We start from the raw sequence: 25,125 nt of genomic DNA, 5'->3' as shown, positions 1-25,125 counted from the left end.
GCCGCCACCAGCGTGCACGCGTCCGCCAGCGAGAACACCCCGGCCACATGCGCCGCGGCGATCTCCCCGACCGAATGCCCGGCCACGTAGTCCGGCCGCACTCCCCAGGACTCCACCAGCCGGAACAGCGCCACTTCCACCGCGAACAGCGCCGGCTGGGTCCAGGCCGTCTCATCCAGCAGCTCCGCCTCGGCCGAACCCGCCTCCGCGAACAGCACCTCACGCAGCGGACGGTCCAGATGGGCGTCCAGGTGCGCGCACACCTCGTCCAACGCCTCGGCGAACACCGGGAAGTCCTCGTACAGCTCGCGGCCCATCCCGGCCCGCTGACTGCCCTGGCCCGAGAACAGGAACGCGACCACGCGATCCTCACGGGCCGCGCCCTGCACCAGATTCACATCGGACTCGCCGCACGCCACGGCCCGCAGACCCGCCACGGCCTCAGGCCGCGCCCCCGCGAGCACCACACCACGGCGCTCGAATCCGGAGCGCGTCGTCGCCAGCGAATACGCCAGATCCACCAGCCCGAGACCGGACGGCTCCTCCTCGACATGGGCGACCACCCGCGCCGCCTGCGCCCGCAGCGCCTCCTCCGACTTGCCCGACACCACCACCGGTACGACACCCGGCGCCCGAGCGGGCACGGGAGATGTCACCGGGCCGTCGTCGGCCTCCGGCCGCGGGCCCTGCTCCAGGATGGCGTGGGCATTGGTGCCGCTGATGCCGAACGCCGAGATGCCGACCCGGCGCGGGTGCCCCGTCTCCGGCCACGCGGCCTGCTCGGTCAGCAGCTCCACCGCACCGGACGACCAGTCCACATGCGACGTCGGCTCGTCGATGTGCAGCGTCTTGGGCAGTACGCCGTACCGCATCGCCATGACCATCTTGATCACGCTCGCGGCGCCGGCGGCCAGCTGGGTGTGGCCGAGGTTGGACTTGACCGAGCCGAGCAGCAGGGGCCGTTCGCGCTCCTGTCCGTAGGTGGCGAGCAGGGCCTGGGCCTCGATCGGGTCGCCCAGGGTGGTCCCCGTGCCGTGCGCCTCGACCGCGTCGATGTCGTTCGCGGTCAGCTGGGCGTTGGTCAGCGCCTGGCCGATCACCCGCTGCTGCGAGGGGCCGTTGGGCGCGGTCAGACCGTTCGACGCTCCGTCCTGGTTGATCGCCGAGCCGCGTACCACCGCAAGCACGGGGTGGCCGTTGCGCCGGGCGTCCGACAGCCGCTCCACCAGGAGCAGCCCCACGCCCTCGGACAGGCTCATCCCGTCGGCCGATTCGGCGAACGCCTTGCAGCGGCCGTCCGCGGCCATCCCGCGCTGGCGGCTGAAGGCCAGGAACGAGCCGGGGGTGGTCATCACCGTGACACCACCGGCCAGCGCCAGCGTGCTCTCGCCGTTGCGCAGCGACTGGCACGCGAGGTGCAGCGCCACCAGCGACGAGGAGCACGCGGTGTCCAGGGTGACCGCCGGGCCCTCGAGGCCGAACAGATACGAGATGCGGCCCGACAGCACGCTCGGCACCGAACTGGTGAGCATATAGCCCTCCGACCCCTCCGAACCGGTGTGCGGGCCGAAGCCGTAGTCCTGGTAGCTGGAGCCGATGAACGTGCCCGTCAGGCTGCCCCTGACCGACGCGGGGTCGATACCGGCCCGCTCGAACGCCTCCCAGGAGGTCTCCAGCAGCAGCCGCTGCTGCGGGTCCATGGCCAGCGCCTCACGCGGCGAGATACCGAAGAAGCCCGCGTCGAACTCCGCGGCGTCGTGCAGGAAGCCACCGCGCGTCGAGTACGTCTTACCGGGCTTGTCCGGGTCCGGGTCGTACAGCCGCTCGGCATCCCAGCCACGGTCGGCGGGAAACTCGGAGATGACGTCCTGTCCGCCCGCGACCACCTCCCACAGCTGCTCCGGCGAGCCGATCCCGCCGGGGAAGCGGCAGGCCATACCGATGATCGCGATCGGCTCCTCGGAGGCCGTGGAGACCGTGGGGGCGGGCGTGCCCGGCCGCGTCGCCACGGCCGAGCCCACGATCCGCGACCGCAGGAACTCCACCAGGGCCACCGGGCTCGGGTAGTCGAAGACCAGGGTGCTCGGGAGTGTCAGACCGGTGGCCCTGGCCACCCGGTTGCGCAGGTCGACCGCGGTCAGCGAGTCGAACCCGACGTCGCGGAACGCCCGGCGCTCCGCGATCGCGTCCGGGGAGGCGTGTCCCAGGACGGCCGCCGCCTCGGCGCGCACCAGGTCCAGCAGCGCACGCTCCCCCTCGGCGGCGGACAGGCCGCGGATACGCGCGGCGAACTCGCCGTCCGCGGAGGCGGCGACGGTGTCCTCGGCCCGCTGGAGAATCCCGCGTACCTCGGGCACCTCGCTGAACAGCGGGCTGGGGCGCACCGAGGTGTAGACCGGGTAGTAGCGATCCCAGTCGATGTCGGCGATCGTCAGCAGCGTCTCGTCGTCGTCCAGTGCGCGCCGCAGACCGGTGTGGGCGAGCTCGGGCTGCATATAGCGCAGACCGCTGCCGAGGATCTGCCGCGGGTCGACCCGTACCTGATCGTCGCGCCAGATGCCCCATGCGATCGAGGTGGCGCGCAGACCGTGGGCGCGCCGGTGTTCCGCCAGCGCCTCCAGGTAGGAGTTGGCCGCCCCGTACGCGCCGTGGTCGCCGCTGCCCCAGATGCCCGCGATCGACGAGTAGTACACGACGGCGTCGAGTTGTTCGTCGTCCAGCAGCTCGTGCAGATGGCGGGCGCCCGCGACCTTGGCGTCGACGATCGCGGCGAACGTGTCGTGGTCGGTGGCGGACAGCGAGACCAGATCGATGTAGGCGGCCACATGGACGGCGGTGCGGATGACCCGTCCCTCGCCCGTGAGCCGGCTGATCATCGCGGCCACCGCGTCCCGGTCCGCCACATCGCAGGCCACGACCTCCACGGTCGTACCCAGCTCGGCCAGCTCGGCCACCAGCTCGGCGGCGCCGGCCGCGGCCATACCGCGACGGCTGGTCAGCACCAGGTCTTCGGCCCCGTTGTGCGCGAGCCACCGGGCCAGATACTGGCCGAGCACACCGGTGCCGCCGGTGATAAGAGTGGTGCCGCGCGGCTGCCAACGGCCCTTGGGGGCGGAGTCGTCGGCGGGTGTGCGCACCACGCGCCGTACGAACACGCCGGAGGGCCGGATCGCGAACTCGCCCTCGCCGTCCTCGCCTTCCGTCCCGGCGAGCGCGCCGGCCAGCCGCTGCGCGGCGCGCTGGTCGAGCTCGGCGGGCAGGTCCACCAGGCCGCCCCAGCGGCGCGGGTGCTCCAGCGCGGCCGTCCGGCCCAGGCCGAGGACCTGTGCCTGCACCGGGCTGGTCAGCCGGTCGGAACGGCCGGTCGACACGGCTCCGCGGGTGAGGCACCACAGCCGCGCGTCGGCGCCGATGTCGTCCAGCGCCTGCACCAGCGCGAGGCTCAACGCGAGCCCGGAGGGCAGCGCCGGGTAGCTGGCGCTCGGCTGCTCGGCGAAGGCCAGGACCGACACCATGCCGCGGATGTCCTCGATGCCGTCCACGCCTTGGAGCCTGGACGCGAGTTCGGCGCGGTCGACACACGACTCGTCCAGCTCCAGCCGCCGGACCTGTGCGCCATGCCCGGCGAGGGCCGCGGTCACCTCGCCGTCCGCGATGCCGTCGGCGGTCACGACCAGCCAGGTCCCGGTCAGCACCGGCACCGAGGACATTCGCAGCGGCCGCCACTCGGTCCGGTAGCGCCAGGAGTCCACGGTGGACTCCTCACGGCGCCTGCCCCGCCAGGCGGAGAGCGCGGGCAGCACGGCGCCCAGCGAGCCTCCGTCGATCTCCAGCCAGTCGGCGAGGGATTCCAGGTCTTCCTGTTCGACGGCGGACCAGAACTCCGCATCCGCCGTATCGGCCTCCGCGGCCGGGGCACCGGTCCTGGCCTCGTCCGGCCAGTAGCGCTCGCGCTGGAACGCGTAGGTCGGCAGGTCGACACGGTGGGCACCGGTGTCGGCGAACATGCCCGCCCAGGCGACGTCGACACCGCGTACGAAGACCTCGGCCAGCGAGGTCAGGAAGCGGCCGAGACCGCCCTCGTCCCGGCGCAGCGTGCCGGCCGTGGCGGCGTGGTCGCCGGTGGCGTCGATGGTCTCCTGGACCGCCATCGTGAGTACGGAGTGGGAGCTGACCTCGATGAACGCCCGGTGTTCCTGCGCCAGGAGGGCGCGGATGGCCGGTTCGAAGCCCACCGTCTGCCGCAGATTGCGGTACCAGTAGTCCGCATCCATGCCCGTGGTGTCGAGCCAGTCACCGGTCACCGTGGAGAAGAACGGCACCTCTGCGGTGCGCGGAGCAACCGGCGCGAGCTCGGCCAACAGCTCCTCGTGGAGCTCCTCGACATGCGCGGAGTGGGAGGCGTAGTCCACGGCGATACGGCGGATACGCACCTCCTCGCCGGTCAACTCCTCGACCAGCTGGTCCAGCGCTTCCGAGTCGCCGGACACGACGACCGAGCGGGGGCCGTTGACCGCCGCGATCGACACCCGGCCATCCCAGCGCTCCAGCCGCGCCTCGACCTCGGCGACCGGCAGCGGCACCGACGCCATACCACCAGCACCCGCAAGCCGACGCGCGATCGCCTGGCTCCGCAGTGCGACCACACGTGCGCCGTCCTCCAGCGACAACGCGCCCGCGACACACGCCGCCGCGATCTCACCCTGCGAGTGCCCCACCACCGCATCCGGCTCCACACCATACGAACGCCACAGGGCCGCGAGCGACACCATCACCGCCCACGACACCGGCTGCACCACATCAACCCGCTCCAGCGACGGCGCACCCTCAACCTGCCGTACGACATCCATCAGCGACCAGTGGGTAAACGGCGCCAGAGCCGCGGCACACTCGGCCAGCCGTTCCGCGAACGCCGGGGACTCGTCCATGAGTCGGGCACCCATACCCGCCCACTGCGAACCCTGCCCCGGGAAGACGAACACCGACCTCCCCTCGACATCGGCAACCCCACGCACCACACCCACCGCCGGGCCGTCAGCACCCAGGGCGGTCAGACCTGACAACAACTCCTCGCGGTCACCACCGACCACCACCGCCCGGTGCTCCAACACCGACCGCGTGGACACCAGCGAGTGTCCGATGTCAGCCGGCGTCGCCTCGGGGTGACTCTCCATATGCGAGGCCAGGTTGGCGGCTTGCTCACGCAACGCCTCGGCCGACTTCGCCGACACCACCCACGGCAGGGCGGCAGGGGTCACCGCGGGGATCTCTTGGTCGTCCGGCTTGGGCCCGGCGGGCAGCGGGGCCTGCTCCAGGATGGTGTGCACATTGGTGCCGCTGACGCCGAACGCCGAGACACCGGCCCGGCGCGGACGCCCGGTCTCCGGCCACTCCACCGACTCGGTCAACAGCTCCACCGCGCCCGCCGACCAGTCCACATGCGTGGACGGCGTGTCCACGTGCAGCGTCTTGGGCAGCACTCCGTTCCGCAGCGCCATGACCATCTTGATCACACCGGCCATACCGGCCGCGACCTGAGTGTGTCCCATGTTGGACTTGATGGAGCCGAGCCGCAGGGGCAGCTCCCGGTCCTGCCCGTAGGTGGCGAGCAGCGCCTGGGCCTCGATCGGGTCACCCAGCGTGGTGCCCGTACCGTGCGCCTCGACCGCGTCCACATCCACCGGAGCCAGACCGGCGTTCGCCAGCGCCTGACGGATCACCCGCTGCTGCGACGGACCGTTCGGCGCCGTCAAACCATTCGACGCACCATCCTGATTCACCGCCGAACCCCGCACCACCGCAAGCACCTCATGCCCGTTGCGTACGGCGTCCGACAGCCGCTCGAGCACGACCAGGCCGACACCCTCCGACCAGCTCGTTCCTGCGGCAGAGTCGGCGAACGAGTGACAGCGGCCGTCCGGTGCCATCCCGCCCTGCTCGTTGAACTCGCCGAAACCGATCGGCGTCGACATCACCGTGACACCGCCCGCCAGCGCCAGCGAGCACTCGCCGGTGCGCAGCGCCTGGGCGGCGAGGTGCATCGCCACCAGCGAGGAGGAACACGCGGTGTCCACGGTGACGGCCGGGCCCTCGAGGCCGAAGGTGTAGGACAGCCGCCCCGAGATCACACTGGTGGCCTGGCCCGTCATATGGTGGCCGCGGGATTCCTGCGGCGGAAGGTAGCCGAAGCCGGTCGCGCCGACGAAGACGCCCGCGTCCGTCCCGCGGACCGAGGCGGGGTCGATGCCCGTGCGCTCGAACACCTCCCAGGCGGTCTCCAGCAGCAGCCGCTGCTGCGGGTCCATCGCCAGCGCCTCGCGCGGCGAGATACCGAAGAAGCCCGCGTCGAACTCCGCGGCGTCGTAGAGGAAACCGCCCTCGTAGCCGGCGCCCGGGTCCAGTCGCCAGCCGCGGTCGGTGGGCAGTTCGGCGATGGCGTCGCGCCCTTCGGCGACCAGCCGCCACAGGTCTTCCGGCGAACGGACCCCGCCCGGGTAGCGGCAGCTCATCCCGACGATCACGATCGGGTCGTCCGCGAGCCCCGAGGTGACGGCCGTCGGCAGGATCACCTCGCCGTGCTCGCCCAGCAGCTCACGCAGCAGGAACTCGGCCAGCGCGGTCGGCGTGGGGTAGTCGAACACCAAGGTGGCGGGCAGTCGAAGTCCGGTCGCGCCGCCGAGCCGGTTGCGCAGCTCGACCGCGGTCAGCGAGTCGAAGCCCAGCTCTCGGAACTCCCGCCGGACCTCCACCGCGTCCGGCGACGGGTGTCCCAGTACGGCTGCCGCCTGGCCGCGTACGAGATCGATCAGCAGGCGCAGACGGTCGGCCTCGCGCAGCCCGGCGAGCCGCTGGGTCAGCGCGGCGGCCGCGCCGGACTCGGAGGCGGAGGCGCCGCCCGCCGTCCTGCGGGCCGTACGGACCAGACCGCGCAGCAGCCCCGGGACCTCGCCCTGCGCACGGAGCGCGGCGAGATTGAGGCGCACGGGGGCCACCACTGGTTCGTCGCAGGTGGCCGCCGCGTCGAACAGCGCGACGCCCTGTTCCTCGGTCAGCAGCGGCATTCCGGCCGCGCTGAGCCGGTGGATGTCCGTGTCGGTGAGCTCGCTGGTCATACCGCCGTCCTGGGCCCACGGCCCCCACAACAGCGACTGGCCGGGCAGGCCCTCGGCCCTGCGGTGGTTGGCCAGCGCGTCGAGGAAGGCGTTGGCCGCGGCGTAGCTGCCGAGACCCGCGCCGCCGAGCTGGCCCGCGACCGACGAGTACGTCACGAACGCGGCCAGGTCCAGGTCGCGGGTCAGCTCATGCAGATGCCAGGCCGCGTCCGCCTTCGGGCCGAAGACCGTGGCCAGCCGCTCGGGAGTCAGCGAGGCGATCACACCGTCGTCGAGCGCGGCCGCGGTGTGGACGACCGCGGTCAGCGGATGCTCCGCGGGAACCCCGGCGAGCAGCGCGGTCAGCGCGTCGCGGTCCGCCACGTCGCATGCGGCGATGGTGACATCGGCACCGTGGGCGCTCAGCTCCTCCCGCAGTTCGGGCGCGCCGGGCGCGTCCGGCCCGCGGCGGCTGACCAGCAGCAGGTGCTTCATCCCCCATTCGGCGGCGAGATGGCGAGCGAGCCTGCTGCCCAGACCGCCTGTGCCACCGGTGATCAGCACGGTGCCCTCGGGGTCCCAGCGAGGCGGCATGGTCAGCACGATCTTGCCCGTGTGCCTCGCCTGGCTCATGAACCGGAAGGCGTCCCGCGCCCGCCGCACATCCCACGCCGTCACCGGCAAGGGACGCAACACACCCGCGCCGAACAGCTCCATCAGCTCGACCAGCATTTCCTGCGTCCGGTCCAGACCGGCGTCCGCCAGATCGAAGGGCAGGTAATCGCCCTCCACTGCTTCCGCCTCGCGGATGTCGGTCTTGCCCATCTCCAGGAACCGGCCACCCGACCGCAGCAGCCGCACCGACGCGTCGACGAACTCACCCGCCAGCGAGTTCAGCACCACATCCACACCCCGCCCACCGGTCACCTCAAGGAACCGCTCCTCGAAGTCCGTCGAACGGGACGAGGCGATGTGATCCTCGGGTATCCCCAGCGAGCGCAACGTGTCCCACTTCGACTCACTCGCGGTGGCGAACACCTCGGCGCCCAGAAGCCGCGCCAGCTGGACGGCCGCCATCCCCACACCACCGGCACCCGCATGCACCAGCACCGACTCACCCGACGACAACCCCGCCAAATCCACCAACCCGTAATACGCGGTGAGGAACGCCACCGGCACCGCCGCGGCATCCTCAAACGACCACCCATCAGGGATCTTGACGAGCATGCGCTGATCGACAGCCGCGAGCGGGCCGAAGCCGCCGGCCACGACACCAAGGACCCTGTCCCCGACACGGAGTCCGGTCACACCGGAGCCGGTCTCGACGACCACACCAGCGGCCTCGCTGCCCATCAGGCCGGGGTCGCCCGGGTACATGTCCAGTGCGCCCAGCACATCGCGGAAGTTGAGCCCGGCGGCGTGTACGGCCATCCGTACCTGACCGGTGGCAAGCTGCGCCTGGGGCGCTTCGGTGATCAGTTCGAGGGCGTCCAGGCTGCCCTTGCGCCGGCTCTCCAGCCGCCACGGCACCCCGCCGGGTGGGGGCAGCAGCCCGGCAGACGAGGCGACGGAGGCCAGCCGGCCGACGAGTACGACGCCGTCCCGGACCACGACCTGCGGCTCACCGGACGCGATAACGTCGGCCAGCACCTCGGCGGCCTCCTGCCGATCTTCGAGATCGGCCAGGAGGAAGTGTCCCGGGTACTCCGTCTGCGCCGAGCGCAGCAAGCCCCATACGGCCGCTGCGCGCGGATCCGCGACGGTGTCGCCGCTCCTCGCCGCGATGGCGCCGCGCGTGATGAACACCAGGCGGGAGTCCGCGTACCGCTCGTCGGCCGCCCAGTGCTGGACCAGCTCCAGCACCCGGGCCGTCACCTGGTGCGTCGCCCCCGCCCCGTCCGGGGCCTCGGTGTGTCCTATGGGGCCGGTGGCGCCGAGCGCCCCGACCTCGACCATGACCACGTCCGGCACCGTTTCCAGCGACGCCAGGTGCGCGAGCGCGTCCGTGGACAGCTCGGCCGTCTCCGGCCCGTCCGCGGACTGCGAGGCAGCCGGGGCCGCCACCCAGTCCAGTCGATAGAGCGAATCGTGGGCCTGGCCCGCAGTGTTCCCGGCGGCCAGTTGCTCCGCGGACACCGGGCGGATCGCCACGGACTCGACCGAGATGACGGGGGCACCAGCCGAGTCGGCCGCTGCCAGGGTCAGCGACCCGGCGGCGTCGTGGGCCAGCCGCACCCGCAGCACGGACGCCCCGTTGGCGTGCAAGGAGACACCGCTCAGCGAGAACAGCAGCCGGCCCCGCTCGGACTCCGGGTCCGCCCCCGGGAGATCGGTGAACGATACGGCGTGCAGCGCCGCGTCCAGCAGGGCCGGATGGATTCCGTACGACTTGGCGTCGTTCACCTGCTCCGGCAGCGCGACCTCGGCGAACACCTCGTCCTCGGTCCGCCACACCGCGCGCAGCCCCTGGAACACCGGACCGTAGCCGACGCCGCCCTCGGCGAACCGCTCGTAGAAACCTTCCATGTCGGCGACGACCGCGCCGGTGGGCGGCCATACGGTGGCGTCGAAGTCGGCCGTCCGCTCACCGTGCGCCAGCACACCGGTGGCGTGCTGCAACCACGGCTGCTCGGCCGCGTCCGCAGGCCGTGAGTACACGCTGAGGCTGCGGTGGCCGGAGGGATCGGGCGCCCCCACCCGCAGCTGGACCGCGACCGCGTCGCGCTCCGGCACCACCAGGGGGGCCGCGAGTGTGAGTTCATCGACCAGGTCGCAGCCCACCTGGTCGCCGGCGCGGATCGCCAGCTCCAGGAAACCGGTGCCCGGGAACAGCACCACACCGCCCACGGCGTGATCCGCCAGCCACGGATGCGACCGCAGTGACAGACTACCGGTGAACAGCAGGCCCTCGGAGTCCGCCAGTTCCACGGCGGCGCCGAGCAGCGGATGCTCCGGGGACACCAGACCGGCGGCGGTCACATCGCCTGCCTGCGTGGACTCGGAGGGCCAGTAGCGCTGCCGCTGGAAGGCGTACGTGGGCAGGTCGACGCGGTGGGCGCCGGTGTCCGCGAACACACTCGCCCAGTCGGCAGCGCCACCACGGACGAAGACCTCCGCCAGCGAGGCCAGGAACCGGTCACTGCCACCCTGGTCCCGGCGCAAAGTGCCCACGACCACAGCAGTCACATCGACGTCGTCGACCGTCTCCTGGACCCCGACCGTCAGTACGGGATGCGCGCTGATCTCGATGAACGCCCGATGGCGCCGGGCCAGCAGCTCCCGTACGGCGGGCTCGAAGCCCACCGTCTGCCGCAGATTGCGGTACCAGTAGTCCGCGCCCAGCTCACCACCCTCAAGCCACTCACCGGTCACCGTGGAGAAGAACGGCACCTCCACCGCGCGCGGCACGACCGGCGCGAGCTCCGCCAGCAACTCCTCATGAAGCTCCTCGACATGAGCCGAGTGCGAGGCGTAGTCCACGGCGATACGGCGGATACGCACCTCCTCGCTGGTCAACTCCTCGACCAGCTCGTCCAGCGCCTCCCGGTCACCGGACACGACCACCGACCGGGGCCCGTTGACCGCGGCAACCGACACCCGGCCGCCCCACCGCTCCAGCCGCGCCCCGACCTCGGCGACCGGCAACGGCACCGACGCCATACCACCAGCACCCGCAAGCCGACGCGCGATCGCCTGGCTCCGCAGCGCCACCACACGTGCGCCGTCCTCCAGCGACAACGCGCCCGCGACACACGCCGCCGCGATCTCACCCTGCGAGTGCCCCACCACCGCATCCGGCTCCACTCCATGCGAACGCCACATGGCCGCGAGCGACACCATCACCGCCCACGACACCGGCTGCACCACATCAACCCGCTCCAACGACGGCGCACCCTCAACCTGCCGTACGACGTCCATCAACGACCAGTCGATGAACGGCGCCAGAGCCGCGGCACATTCGCCCAGCCGTTCCGCGAACACCGGGGACTCGTCCAACAACCGGGCACCCATACCCGCCCACTGCGAACCCTGCCCCGGGAAGACGAACACCGACCTCCCCTCCACATCGGCAACCCCACACACCACACCCACCGCGGGATCGTCATCGCCCAGAGCACGCAGGCCCGACAGCAACTCCTCACGGTCACCACCGACCACCACCGCCCGGTGCTCCAACACCGACCGCGTGGACACCAGCGAATAGCCCACATCCACGGGCTCCAGCTCCGGGTCGGCCTCAACCCGCGCCAGCAGACCGGCCGCCTGCCCACGCAACGCCGCAGCCGTCTTCGCCGACACCACCCAGGGCAGGGCAGCAGGGGCCACGGCAGAGCCGTCCTGGTCACCCGGGATCGGCTCGGCAGGCTGTGGCGCCTGCTCCAGGATGGCGTGCACATTGGTGCCGCTGACGCCGAACGCGGAGACACCGGCCCGGCGCGGACGCCCGGTCTCCGGCCACTCCACCGACTCGGTCAACAGCTCCACCGCGCCCGCCGACCAGTCCACATGCGTGGACGGCGTGTCCACGTGCAGCGTCTTGGGCAGCACACCGTTCCGCAGCGCCATGACCATCTTGATCACACCGGCCACACCGGCCGCCAGCTGGGTGTGCCCCATGTTGGACTTGATGGAACCCAGCCTCAGCGGCAGCTCACGGTCCTGCCCATACGTGGCGAGCAGCGCCTGCGCCTCGATCGGGTCACCCAGCGTGGTGCCGGTGCCATGCGCCTCGACCGCGTCCACCTCCGCCGGAGCCAGACCGGCGTTCGCCAGCGCCTGACGGATCACCCGCTGCTGCGACGGACCATTCGGCGCCGTCAAACCATTCGACGCACCATCCTGATTCACCGCCGAACCCCGCACCACCGCAAGCACCTCATGCCCGTTGCGTACGGCGTCCGACAACCGCTCGAGCACCACCAGGCCCACGCCCTCCGACCAGCCAGTTCCGGCGGCCGAATCGGCGAACGGGCGGCACCGGCTGTCCGGTGAGAGCCCGCCGTGCTGGTCGAACTCTCCGAAGGCCGCCGGGGTGGCCATGACCGTGACACCGCCCGCCAGCGCCAAGGAGCATTCGCCCGAGCGCAGCGACTGCGCCGCGAGGTGAATGGTGACCAGCGACGACGAACACGCGCTGTCCACCGTCAGTGCCGGGCCTTCGAGACCGAAGGTGTAGGACAGCCGCCCGGACGCGACGCTGGTCAGCAGGCCGGTCATCTGATGGCCGCGGGACTCCTCCGGCGGCACGTAGCCACCGTTGCCTGCGCCGATGAAGACACCGGTGTCGGTGCCGCGGAGGTCGGCCGGGTCGATGCCCGCGCGCTCGAAGACCTCCCACGAGGTCTCCAGCAGCAGCCGCTGCTGCGGATCCATCGCCAGCGCCTCACGCGGCGAAATCCCGAAGAAGCCCGCGTCGAACTCGGCGACGTCGTAGAGGAAGCCGCCCTCGAAGGCGAGGTCCCCGTAGACCTGCCAGCCGCGGTCCGTGGGGAGTTCGGCGATGGCGTCCCGGCCCTCGGCGACCAGCCGCCACAGGTCCTCCGGCGAACGAACCCCGCCCGGGTAGCGGCAGCTCATCCCGACGATCACGATCGGGTCGTCCGCAAGCCCCGAGGTGACGGCCGTCGGCAAGACCACCTCGCCGCGTTGGCCCACGAGCTCCGAGAGCAGATGCTCCGCGAGGACGATCGGGGTGGGGTAGTCGAAGACGAGTGTGGACGGCAGGCGCAGCCCGGTGGCCGTGTTCAGCCGGTTGCGCAGCTCGATAGCGGTCAGCGAGTCGAAGCCCAGCTCGCGGAACTCCTTGCGCGCCTCGACGGCCTCGGCCGAGGCATGTCCGAGGACCGCGGCCGCCTGGCCACGGATGAGGTCCACCAGGACCGGTGCGCGCTCGGACTCCGCCACTCCCGCCAGCTGCCGGGTGAGCGCGGCCGCCGCGCCCGACGCGGGCACCGCTGCCGCTGCCGCCGCCCGGCGGGTGGTGCGGACCAGCCCGCGCAGCAGGCTCGGCACCTCGGGCTGCGCACGGAACGCGGCGAGGTCCAGACGTACGGGTGCCACCACCGGCTCGTCGCAGGACAGCGCCGCGTCGAAGAGGGCCATGCCCTCCTCGCCGTTGATCGGCGGGAGGCCGGCGGCGCTCATACGCTGGATGTCGGCGTCGGTGAGCTTGCCGGTCATGCCGCTTTCATGGGCCCACAGGCCCCATACGAGGGACTGGCCGGCCAACCCCGCCGCCCGGCGCCCGCGAGCCAGGGCGTCGAGGGCTGCGTTGGCGGCGGCGTAGTTGCCCTGCCCCGCGTTGCCCATCACCCCGGCGAGCGAGGAGAACATCACGAAGGCGGCCAGGTCCAGGTCGCGGGTGAGCTCGTGCAGATGCCACGCCGCATCCACCTTCGGCCGCAGTACGGCGCTCAGCCGCTCCGGCGTCAGCGCCCCCACCACACCGTCGTCCAGCACACCCGCCGCATGGACCACGGCCGTGAGGGGATGCTCCGGCGGAATCGATGCCAGCACACCCGCCACCGCGTCCCGGTCCGCCACATCACACGCCACCACCGACACCTCGGCACCCAGCTCCGCCAACTCCGCCCGCATCTCGGCCGCGCCCGGGGCATCCAGCCCACGGCGGCTGGTGAGCAGCAGTCGACGCACTCCGTGCCCGGTCACCACATGCCGCGCGAGCACACTGCCCAGACCACCCGTACCCCCGGTGATCAGCACGGTGCCCTCGGGGTCCCATTCACGCGGCATGGTCAGCACGATCTTGCCCGTGTGCTTGGCCTGGCTCATGAACCGGAAAGCGTCCCGCGCCCGCCGCACGTCCCAGGTCGTCACCGGAAGCGGCCGCAGCGCACCCGCCTCGAACAGCTCCATCAGTTCGACCAGCATGCTCTGTAGACGATCGGGGCCCGCGTCGAGCAGGTCGAACCAGATGTACGTCGCGTCGGTGAAGCTGTCGGCGTCGCGGATGTCCAGCTTGCCCATCTCGACGAACCGGCCACCCGGGCGCAGGAGCCGCGCGGACGCGTCGATGAACTCACCCGCGAGCGAGTTCAGCACCACATCGACGCCCCGCCCACCGGTCACCTCGAGGAACCGCTCCTCGAAGTCCGTCGTACGCGAGGAGGCGATGTGGTCATCCGGGATCCCCAGCGAACGCAACGCATCCCACTTGCTCTCACTCGCGGTGGCAAACACCTCGGCGCCCAGATGCTGGGCCAGCTGGATGGCCGCCATCCCCACACCACCGGCACCCGCATGCACCAGTACCGACTCACCCGACGACAACCCCGCCAAATCCACCAGACCGTAATACGCGGTCAGATACGCGACCGGGACGGATGCGGCATCCTCGAACCGCCAGCCCTCTGGAATCCGGGTCACCGCCCGCTCAGCGGCCACCGCAAGGGGCCCGAAGGAGTTGTCGACCAGTCCGACCACCCGGTCGCCGACGCGCAGCCCGGTCACCTCGGGGCCGGTCTCCACGACCACACCGGACGCCTCGCTGCCGAGTGGCCCCACCTTGTCCTGGAAGGCGCCCAGTGCGTTGAGGCCGTTGAGAAGATCCCGGAAGTTGAGGCCGGCGGCCCGTACGGCCACCCGGATCTGTCCGGGGGCCAGCGGTTCGGCAGCCTCCGGGAAGCTGAGCAGTTCGAGGTTGTCCAGACTGCCCTTCTGCCGGCTGTCCAGCCGCCACGGCGTTCCGCCGGTCGGCGGCAGCAGCGAGCCGCGCGAGGTTACGGAGGCGAGTCGGCCGACGCATACCCCGCCGTCGCGCACCACGACCTGCGGCTCGCCGGACGCCAGCGCTGTCCGCACCTCGTCCGGGGAAGCGGCGTCCACGAGCACAAACCGTCCGGGGTTCTCGCTCTGGGCGCTGGACACCAGCCCCCAGACCGCCGCGGCCACCATGTCAGGCGACTCGACGGCGACGGCGTCGCGCAGGACGAAGACCAGCCGGGAGCCCTGGAGCCGTTCGTCGGCCAGCCAGTTCTGGATGAGCCGAAGCGCCCGCGCGGTCTCCTCGTGCACCGCTTCGGCCGCCGAGGAGGAGTCGGCCGACTCCCAGGTGACCGTCGCCACCTCCAGCACCGTGGCCAACGACGCCGGGTCCGTGGCCTGGTCCGCGGTCAGTTCCACGATGTCGAGTGCGCCGGGCGCCGCCGTATCGACCTGGACGGGGACCCATTCCAGCCGGAACAGCGAATCCTGCTCACCGGCTCGGGCACCTGCCAGCTGTTCGGCCGACACCGGGCGCAGCACCAGCGAGTCTGCCGAGACCACCGGCGCGCCATCGGTGTCCACGGCCGCCAGCGAGACCGACTCCGCGTCGCGCCGGGTCAGGCGTACGCGCAGCATGGAGGCGCCCGTGGCGTGCAGGGACACACCGCTCCAGGAGAAGGGTAGGCGTCCGCCCTCGGCGGCTTCGAGGTTCACGAACGACACGGCGTGCAAGGCCGCGTCCAGCAGGGCCGGATGCATCGCGAACGACTCGGCGTCGCCGCCTGTCTGCTCGGGGAGTGCCACCTCGGCGAACACCTCGTCGCCGCGCTGCCACACCGCCCGCAGCCCCTGGAAGAGCGGTCCATACGCGAACCCGCCGTCGGCGAGCCGCGCGTAGAAGTCCTCCATATCGGCGACGACCGCGCCTTCGGGCGGCCATACGGCTCCGTCGAACCGCGCCGTACGCTCCCCCTGGGCGAGCATACCGGTGGCATGGTGCGTCCACGGCTGCTCGGCGGCTTCGGCGGCGCGCGAGTACATGTTCACGGTGCGGCGGCCGGTCTCGTCCGGCGCCCCCACCCACAGCTGGATGGCGACGGCATCGCGCTCCCCCAGCACCAGGGGCGCGAGCAGGGTGAGCTCGTCGACCAGGTCACAGCCCACCTGATCGCCGGCGCGGATCGCCAGCTCCAGGAAACCGGTCCCCGGGAACAGCACCACACCGCCCACGGCGTGATCCGCCAGCCAGGGGTGCGACCGCAGCGACAGCCGGCCGGTGAACAGCACCCCGCCCGCATCGGCCAGCTCGACCGCGGCGCCGAGCAGCGGATGCCCGGCGGCCACCTGGCCCAGGCCGGTGACGTTGCCCACCCGCATGGAGGCGTTCGGCCAGTACAGCTCGTGCTGGAAGGCGTAGGTGGGCAGGTCGACGTGGTGGGCGCCGGTGTCCGCGAACACACTCGCCCAGTCGACGGCGCCACCACGGACGAAGACCTCCGCCAGCGAGGTCAGGAAGCGGCCGAGTCCGCCCTCGTCCCGGCGCAGCGTACCAGCGACCACCGCCGCCACATCGACGTCGTCGATGGTCTCCTGGACCCCGACCGTCAGTACGGGATGCGCGCTGATCTCGATGAACGCCCGATGACGCTGTGCCAGCAGCTCCCGTACGGCGGGCTCGAAGCCCACCGTCTGCCGCAGATTGCGGTACCAGTAGTCCGCGCCCAGCTCACCACCCTCAAGCCACTCACCGGTCACCGTGGACAGGAACGGAACCTCCACCGCGCGCGGAGCAACCGGCGCGAGCTCCGCCAGCAGTTCCTCGTGGATCCCCTCGACGTGCGCGGAGTGGGAGGCGTAGTCCACGGCGATACGGCGGATACGCACCTCCTCGCCCGTCAGCTCCTCGACCAGCTCGTCCAGCGCCTCCCGGTCACCCGAGACGACCACCGACCGGGGCCCGTTGACCGCGGCAACCGACACCCGGCCGCCCCACCGCTCCAGCCGCGCCTCGACCTCGGCGACCGGCAACGGCACCGACGCCATACCACCAGCACCGGCAAGCCGGCGCGCGATGGCCTGGCTGCGCAACGCAACCACCCGGGCGCCGTCCTCCAGCGACAACGCACCCGCCACACACGCGGCGGCGATCTCACCCTGCGAGTGACCCACCACCGCATCCGGCTCCACTCCATGCGAACGCCACATGGCCGCGAGCGACACCATCACCGCCCACGACACCGGCTGCACCACATCAACCCGCTCCAACGACGGCGCACCCTCAAGCTGCCGCACGACATCCATCAACGACCAGTCGATGAACGGCGCCAGAGCCGCGGCACACTCCCCCAACCGCTCGGCGAACACCGGGGACTCGTCCAACAAGCGGGCACCCATACCCGCCCACTGCGAACCCTGCCCCGGGAAGACGAACACCGACCTCCCCTCCACATCGGCAACCCCACACACCACACCCACCGCGGGATCGTCAGCACCCAGAGCACGCAGACCGGACAGCAACTCCTCACGGTCACCACCGACCACCACCGCCCGGTGCTCCAACACCGAACGCGTGGACACCAGCGAGTAGCCGATATCGACCGGCATGGCCTCGGGGTCGCTGTCCACCCGCGCCAGCAGACTGACCGCCTGCCCACGCAACGCCTCGGCCGTCCTCGCCGACACCACCCACGGCAGGGCAGCAGGGGCCACGGCGCGCCCGGGCCGCGTGTCGGCGGAAGGCGGCTCCTCGGGCAGCGGGGCCTGTTCGATGATGGTGTGGGCGTTGGTGCCGCTGAGGCCGAAGGACGAGACCGCGGCCCGGCGCGGACGGCTGTGCTCCGGCCACTCCACGGACTCGGTGAGCAGTTGGATGTCCCCCATCGACCAGTCCACATGCGTGGACGGCGTGTCCACGTGCAGCGTCTTGGGCAGCACACCGTGGCGCATCGCCATCACCATCTTGATCACACCGGCCACACCGGCCGCCGCCTGGGTGTGCCCGATGTTGGACTTGATCGACCCGAGCAGCAGTGGGTGTTCGCGGTCCTGCCCGTAGGTGGCGAGAAGCCCCTGCGCCTCGATGGGGTCGCCCAGCGTGGTGCCGGTGCCATGCGCCTCCACCGCGTCCACCTCCGCCGGAGACAGACCCGCGTTGGCCAGCGCCTGACGGATCACCCGCTGCTGCGACGGACCATTCGGCGCCGTCAGACCATTCGACGCACCATCCTGATTCACCGCCGAACCCCGCACCACCGCGAGCACCTCATGCCCGTTGCGCCGCGCATCCGACAGCCGCTCAAGCACCACCAGGCCGACACCCTCCGACCAGCCGGTCCCGTCGGCACCCTCCGCGAACGCCTTGCACCGGCCGTCGCCGGCGAGCCCGCCCTGAGCGCTGAAGTCGATGAACGGCCCGGGGGTCGCCATGACGGTGACGCCGCCGGCCAGCGCGAGGGAGCACTCTCCCGACCGCAGGGCCTGTACCCCGAGGTGCATGGCCACCAGGGATGACGAACATGCCGTATCGACCGTGACCGCCGGACCCTCCAGGCCCAGCGTGTAGGAGACCCGGCCCGACATCACACTGCCGGCCGTCCCGGTGCCGAGGAAGGCACGCACGTCCTGCGGGAATTCCAGGCGCCCCGACGCGTAGTCGTGGTGCAGCGATCCGACGAAGACACCGGTCTGGCTACCGCGCAGTGAGGTGGGAGCGATTCCGGCTCGCTCGATGGCCTCCCAGGACACTTCCAGCAGCAGCCGCTGCTGCGGGTCCATCGCCAGCGCCTCACGCGGCGAGATGCCGAAGAACCCCGGGTCGAACTCCCCCGCCTCGTGCAGGAACCCTCCCGCTCGTACATAGCTGGTGCCGCGGCGCGCACGGTTCGGGTCGTACAGCGACTCCAGGTCCCACCCACGAGACGTCGGAAACTCCGAGATGCCGTCGCCCTCGGCGAGCACCAGGTTCCACAGATCCTCCGGTGAGAGGACCCCGCCCGGGTAGCGGCAGGCCATGGACACGATGACCACGGGGTCGTCGTCCGTACGGACCGCCCCGGCCACGGGGGCCGCGACGGCGCTGTCGGTTCCCACCAGTTCCGCCACCAGGAAGTCGGCCAGCACGGCCGGCGTCGGGTAGTCGAAGACAAGCGTGGACGGCAGGCGCAGCCCGGTGGCCGTGTTCAGCCGGTTGCGCAGCTCGACCGCGGTCAGCGAGTCGAATCCGAGCTCGCGGAACTCCCGCCGGATCTCCACCGCGTCCGGCGATGCGTATCCCAGGACGGACGCGACCTCGGCGCGCACCAGGTCCACCAGGATCTGGACCCGGTCGGCGCCCCGCAGCCCCGCCAGGCGCCGGGTGAGCTCGGCGGCGGCGCCGGAGGCGGGCAGCGCCGCGGCCGCCGTACGCCGTGTCGGCCGGACGAGCCCACGCAGCAGGCCCGGTATCTCGCCGAGCGACCGCAGGGCCGTGAGGTCGAGCGGTACGGGGACGACCATCGCGTCGTGCAGCGCGGTGGCGGCGTCGAAGAGGGCCATGCCCTGCTCGGTGCTGATGGCCGGGAGTCCGGCGGTGCTCATCCGGTGCAGGTCGGCCTCGTTCAAACCGCCGGTCATCCCGCTGTCCTGGGCCCACGGCCCCCACACCAGCGACTGCCCGGCGCACCCCTCTGCCCGCCGACGCATCATCAGCGCATCCAGGAACGCATTGCCCGCCGCGTAATTCGCCTGCCCCGGTGCGCCCATTGATCCGGCCACCGACGAGAACACCACAAACGCCGCCAGATCCAGCTCGCGCGTCAGCTCATGCAGATGCCACGCCGCGTCCACCTTCGGGCGCAGTACCGCGCTCAACCGGTCCGGTGTCAGCGCCCCCACCACACCGTCGTCCAGCACACCGGCCGTATGCACCACGGCGGTGAGCGGATGCTCTGCCGGAACCGACGCCAGCACATCCGCCACCGCGTCACGATCCGCCACGTCACACGCCACCACCGACACCTCGGCGCCGAGCTCCGCCAACTCCGCCCGCAGCTCCACCGCACCCGGAGCATCCAGCCCACGGCGGCTCGTCAACAGCACATGCCTCGCCCCACGCACACCCACCACATGCCGCGCGAGCACACTGCCCAGACCACCCGTACCCCCGGTGATCAGCACGGTGCCCTCGGGGTCCCATTCACGCGGCATGGTCAGCACGATCTTGCCCGTGTGCTTGGCCTGGCTCATGAACCGGAAAGCGTCCCGCGCCCGCCGCACGTCCCACGCCGTCACCGGAAGCGGCCGCAGCGCACCCGTCTCGAACAGCTCCATCAGCTCGACCAGCATCCGCTGTGTCCGGTCGAGCTCCACGTCCGCCAGGTCGAAGGGGAGGTATTCGCCGTTCACCGTTTCCGCGTCGCGGATGTCGGTCTTGCCCATCTCCAGGAAGCGGCCACCCGGGCGCAGCAGCCACACCGACGCGTCGATGAACTCACCCGCGAGTGAGTTCAGCACCACATCGACGCCCCGCCCACCGGTCACCTCGAGGAACCGCTCCGCGAAGTCCGTCGTACGGGAGGAAGCGATGTGGTCGTCCGGGATCCCCAGCGACCGCAACGCATCCCACTTGCCCTCACTCGCCGTCGCGAACACTTCCGCACCCAGATGCCGCGCCAGCTGAACCGCCGCCATCCCCACACCACCGGCACCCGCATGCACCAGCACCGACTCACCCGACGACAACCCCGCCAGATCCGCCAGACCGTAATACGCGGTGAGGAACACCAGCGGCACCGCCGCGGCATCCTCCAACGACCACTCGTCGGGGACCTTCACCAGCGCGCGCTGGTCCACGGCGATGCGGGGGGTGAAGGAGCCGGCCACCAGGCCCATCACCCGGTCGCCGACGCGTAGCCCGGTCACCTCGGGGCCGGTCTCGACGACCACTCCGGCCGCCTCACCGCCCATGGGCGCGGCCTCTCCGGGATACATGCCCAGGGCGCTGAGCACATCGCGGAAGTTGAGTCCGGCGGCGCGTACGGACAGCCGGACCTCACCGGCCACCAGCGGCCTGGTGGCCTCCGGGGCGGTCTGCAGGGCGAGGTTGTCCAGCCGGTCCCGCTGCCCGCTGTCCAGCCGCCACGGCGCACCCGCCGGGGGCATCAGGTTGGTGCCCGTAACCATTCGGGCGAGCCGGCCGGTGCGTACGACGCCGTCGCGCACCACGACCTGGGGCTCGCCCGAGGCGAGTGCCGCGGGCAGCGCGGACATGGAGGTCTCCCGCTCGTCCACGTCGACGAGCAGGAACCTGCCCGGGTGCTCGGACTGGGCCGAGCGCACCAGCCCCCATGCCGCGGCCCCGCCCAGGTCGGTCACCGTCGCACCGTCGTCGGCCGCGATGGCTCCCCGGGTGACGAAGAGCAGACGGGAGTCGGCGAACCGGTCGTCGGCCAGCCACTCCTGGATCAGGCCGAGCACCCGTGCCGTGATCTCGTGCACGGCGTCGGGGGTGGCGATCGAATCAACGGGGTCGAGTGCCACGACGACCAGGTCGGGGCTGCCTTCCAGGGACGCCACATCGGTGCTCAGCTCGGCCACGTCCAAGGCGGCGACCGCGTCCATGGGGGAGGTCAGCGCGGGTGCCGGCACCCACTCCAGGCGGTACAGCGAGTCCTGTCGCGCCGTACCGGAGCCGGCCAGCTGATCGGCTGTCACCGGGCGCAGCGCCAGCGACTCGACCGAGATGACCGGCGCGCCGACCCCATCGGCGGCGGTCAGGGACACCGATTCGGCGCCGGACCTGGCCAACCGCACCCGCAATACGGAGGCCCCTCCTGAGTGCAGGGACACACCGTTCCATGAGAACGGCAGCAGTCCGCGCCCCGGCTCCCCGAGATCCACGAACGAGACGGCGTGCAAGGCCGCGTCCAGCAGTGCGGGATGCACACCGAACGACTCCGCGTCCGCTGCCTGCTCCTCCAGCGCCACCTCCGCGAACACCTCGTCGCCGCGCTCCCAGGCTCCCCGGAGCCCCTGGAACAGCGGTCCGTAACCGAACCCACCCTCGGCGAACCGCTCGTAGAAGCCGTCGAGGTCCAGCGCGGCAGCTCCCTCGGGCGGCCATACGGACGCGTCGAAGTCCGGGGTGCGCTCCTCCGCGCCCAGGACGCCGGAGGCGTGTTCCACCCACGGTTGCTCCACCGCGTCGGCGGGACGTGAGTACAGGTGTATGTTCCGGTGGCCCGAGTCATCGGCCGGGCCCACCCACAGCTGGACGGCGACCGCGTCCCGCTCACCCAGCACCAGCGGCTCGGCCAGGGTGAATTCCTCGATCCGTGCGCAGCCGACCTGGTCCCCGGCGCGGATCGCCAGCTCCAGGAAACCGGTCCCCGGGAACAGCACCACACCGCCCACGGCGTGGTCGGCAAGCCACGGGTGCGACCGCAGCGACAGCCGGCCGGTGAACAGTACGCCGCCCGAGTCCGCCAGGCCGATGGCCGCGCCGAGCAGCGGGTGTTCGGCGGACATGAGTCCCAACCCGCCGGCGTCTCCGGTCCTCACCAGCGCGTTCGGCCAGTAGTGTTCATGCTGGAAGGCGTACGTGGGCAGGTCCACCCGCTGCGCCCCGGTCCCGGCGAAGAACGCCGTCCAGTCCAGCTTGACGCCGGCGATATGCAGCCTGGCCAGCGCCGCGACCAGGGCTGCCTCGTCCTCACGCCCCTTGCGCAGGGACGGGATGACCACCATGTCATCCGACTGGTCGGGCAGGCTTTCCTGCGCCATGGCGGAGAGCACACCGTCGGGTCCGAGCTCCAGAAACGCGGTCACCCCCGCAGCGCTCAACGCGGCCACGCCGTCGGCGAACCGAACGGTCTCCCGTACATGCCGCACCCAGTAGTCCGGCGTGCAGACCAGCTCAGCCGACGCCACCTCACCGGTCACATTCGAGACGAGCGGAACCTGAGGCTCCGCGAACGACAGCCCCTCCACCACACGCCGGAACTCATCCAGCATCGGGTCCATCAACGGGGAGTGGAAGGCGTGGCTGACCGTCAGCCGCTTGGTCTTACGTCCCTCGGCCTCGAACCGGGCCGCCACCTCCAGCACCGCGGCCTCGTCACCGGCGATCACCACCGAGCGCGGTCCGTTGACCGCCGCGACCGACACCCCATCCGTCAGATACGGAACGACCTCGTCCTCGGTGGCCTGAAGCGACACCATCGCCCCGCCGGACGGCAACTCCTGCATCAGCCGGGCCCGCGCCGCCACCAACGTGCACGCGTCCGCAAGCGAGAACACCCCGGCCACATGTGCCGCGGCGATCTCACCGATCGAATGACCCGCCAGATGGTCCGGCGTGATCCCCCACGACTCCACCAGCCGGAACAGCGCCACCTCGATGGCGAACAACGCGGGCTGCGTCCACCCCGTCTCATCCAGCAACCCCGCCTCGACCGACCCGGGCTCGGCGAACATCACCTCCCGCAACGGCCGGTCCAGCCCCTGGTCCAGCTGCGCACACACCTCATCCAGAGCTTCCGCGAACACCGGGAACCGCCCGTACAACTCCCGGCCCATCCCCGCCCGCTGACTGCCCTGCCCCGAGAAGAACACCCCGAGCCCACCGCCCGGCCGCACTGCCCCGCTGAGCAGTCCCGGTGCGGAGGTGCCGTGCGCGAGCGCGCGCAGACCCTCGACGGCACCGGCACGGTCGGTGGCCAGCACCACGCCCCGACGCTCGAACGCCGATCGTGTGGTCGCCAACGAGAACACCACATCGACAAAGCGGGCGTCCTGATCCTCGTCCAGGCGCTCGGCGATGCGCGCCGCCTGTGCGCGCAGCGCGCCCACCGTCTTTCCGGACACCACCACCGGCAGCACGCCGGGGGCGGCGGTCGGCGTCGCCGTGTCGTCCCCGGCCTCCACTGCCGGGGCCTGCTCGATGATGGTGTGGGCGTTCGTACCGCTGATACCGAACGACGACACCGCGGCGCGGCGCGGACGCCCGGTCTCCGGCCACTCGGTCCGCTCGGCCAGCAGCTTCGCCGCACCCGCCGACCAGTCCACATGCGAGGTCGGCTCGTCGAGGTGCAGGGTGGCGGGCAGCATGCCGTGTCGCAGCGCCATGACCATCTTGATCACCCCGGCGACACCGGAGGCGGCCTGGGTGTGGCCGATGTTCGACTTGATCGAGCCCAGCAGGACCGGGTGTTGCTCGTCCCGGCCCTGACCGTACGTCGCGAGCAGCGCCTGTGCTTCGATGGGATCGCCCAGCGTGGTACCGGTGCCATGCGCCTCGACGACGTCGATGTCCGTGGCGGACAGCCCGGCGCCGGCCAGGGCCTGCTTGATGACGCGCTGCTGGGCCGGGCCGTTCGGCGCCGTGAGCCCGTTCGAGGCACCGTCCTGGTTCACCGCCGAGCCCCGCAAGATGGCCAGCACCTCATGGCCATTGCGCTGGGCGTCCGACAGCCGCTCCAGCATCAGCATGCCGACGCCCTCGGACCAGCCCACCCCATCAGCGCTCTCGGAGAAGGACTTGCACCGGCCATCGGCCGCCAGGCCGCCCTGCGCGCTGAAGTCCACAAAAGGCCCCGGAGTGGCCATGACCGTCACACCACCGGCCAGCGCCAGGCTGCATTCGCCGCCGCGCAGCGCCTGGGCCGCCAGATGCAGCGCCACCAGCGACGACGAACACGCGGTGTCCAGCGTCACCGTGGGGCCTTCGAGCCCCAGGGTGTAGGAGATCCGGCCCGACATCACGCTGCCCGCGGTGCCGGTGCCCAGGAATGCCATCGTCTCCTGGGGGAACTCCGCGCCGGAGCCGTAGTCGTGGTACATCACTCCGGCGAAGACACCGGTCCTGCTGCCCTGGAGCGTGAGCGGGTCGATCCCGGCCCGCTCGATCGCTTCCCACGAGGTCTCCAGCAACAGCCGCTGCTGCGGATCCATCGCCAGCGCCTCACGCGGCGAAATCCCGAAGAACCCCGGGTCGAACTCCCCCGCCTCGTGCAGGAACCCACCCTCACGCACATAGCTCGTGTTCCCGCGGGGGTCCCGGTCGGGGGCGTACAGCGTGTCCAGGTCCCAGCCGCGGGAGGTGGGGAATCCGGAGATGCCGTCACCTTCGCCGATGACGAGTCTCCACAGGTCTTCGGGCGACGCCACCCCGCCCGGGTAGCGGCAGGCCATCGATACGATCGCGATGGGTTCCTGCTTGCCCGCCTCGACCTCCTGGAGCCGCTGACGGGTCTGGTGCAGATCGGCGGTGACCCACTTGAGATAGTCGACGAGCTTCCGGTCGTCAGGCATGGAAGTGATCCTCCGTGTTTGG

Annotated in this window: 1 protein-coding gene (cut by a window edge); it reads right to left on the bottom strand. The window is 71.4% G+C overall.

The features are described from left to right. A protein-coding gene (locus tag ACH4U7_RS01985; RefSeq protein WP_398526080.1) for a type I polyketide synthase crosses the window boundary here: on the bottom strand, positions 1 to 25,103 show its 5' portion. 7,507 nt of this gene lie to the left of the window's left edge; only the first 25,103 of its 32,610 coding nucleotides appear in the window; its start codon is at positions 25,101 to 25,103; the stop codon falls past the left edge of the window. Between the last annotated feature and the right edge of the window lie 22 nt (positions 25,104 to 25,125).

The organism is Streptomyces sp. NPDC020845 (assembly GCF_044334165.1).
Lineage (GTDB): Bacteria > Actinomycetota > Actinomycetes > Streptomycetales > Streptomycetaceae > Streptomyces.
Note: the sequence above shows the minus strand (reverse complement) of the source record. Positions and strands in the feature narration are given on the sequence as shown.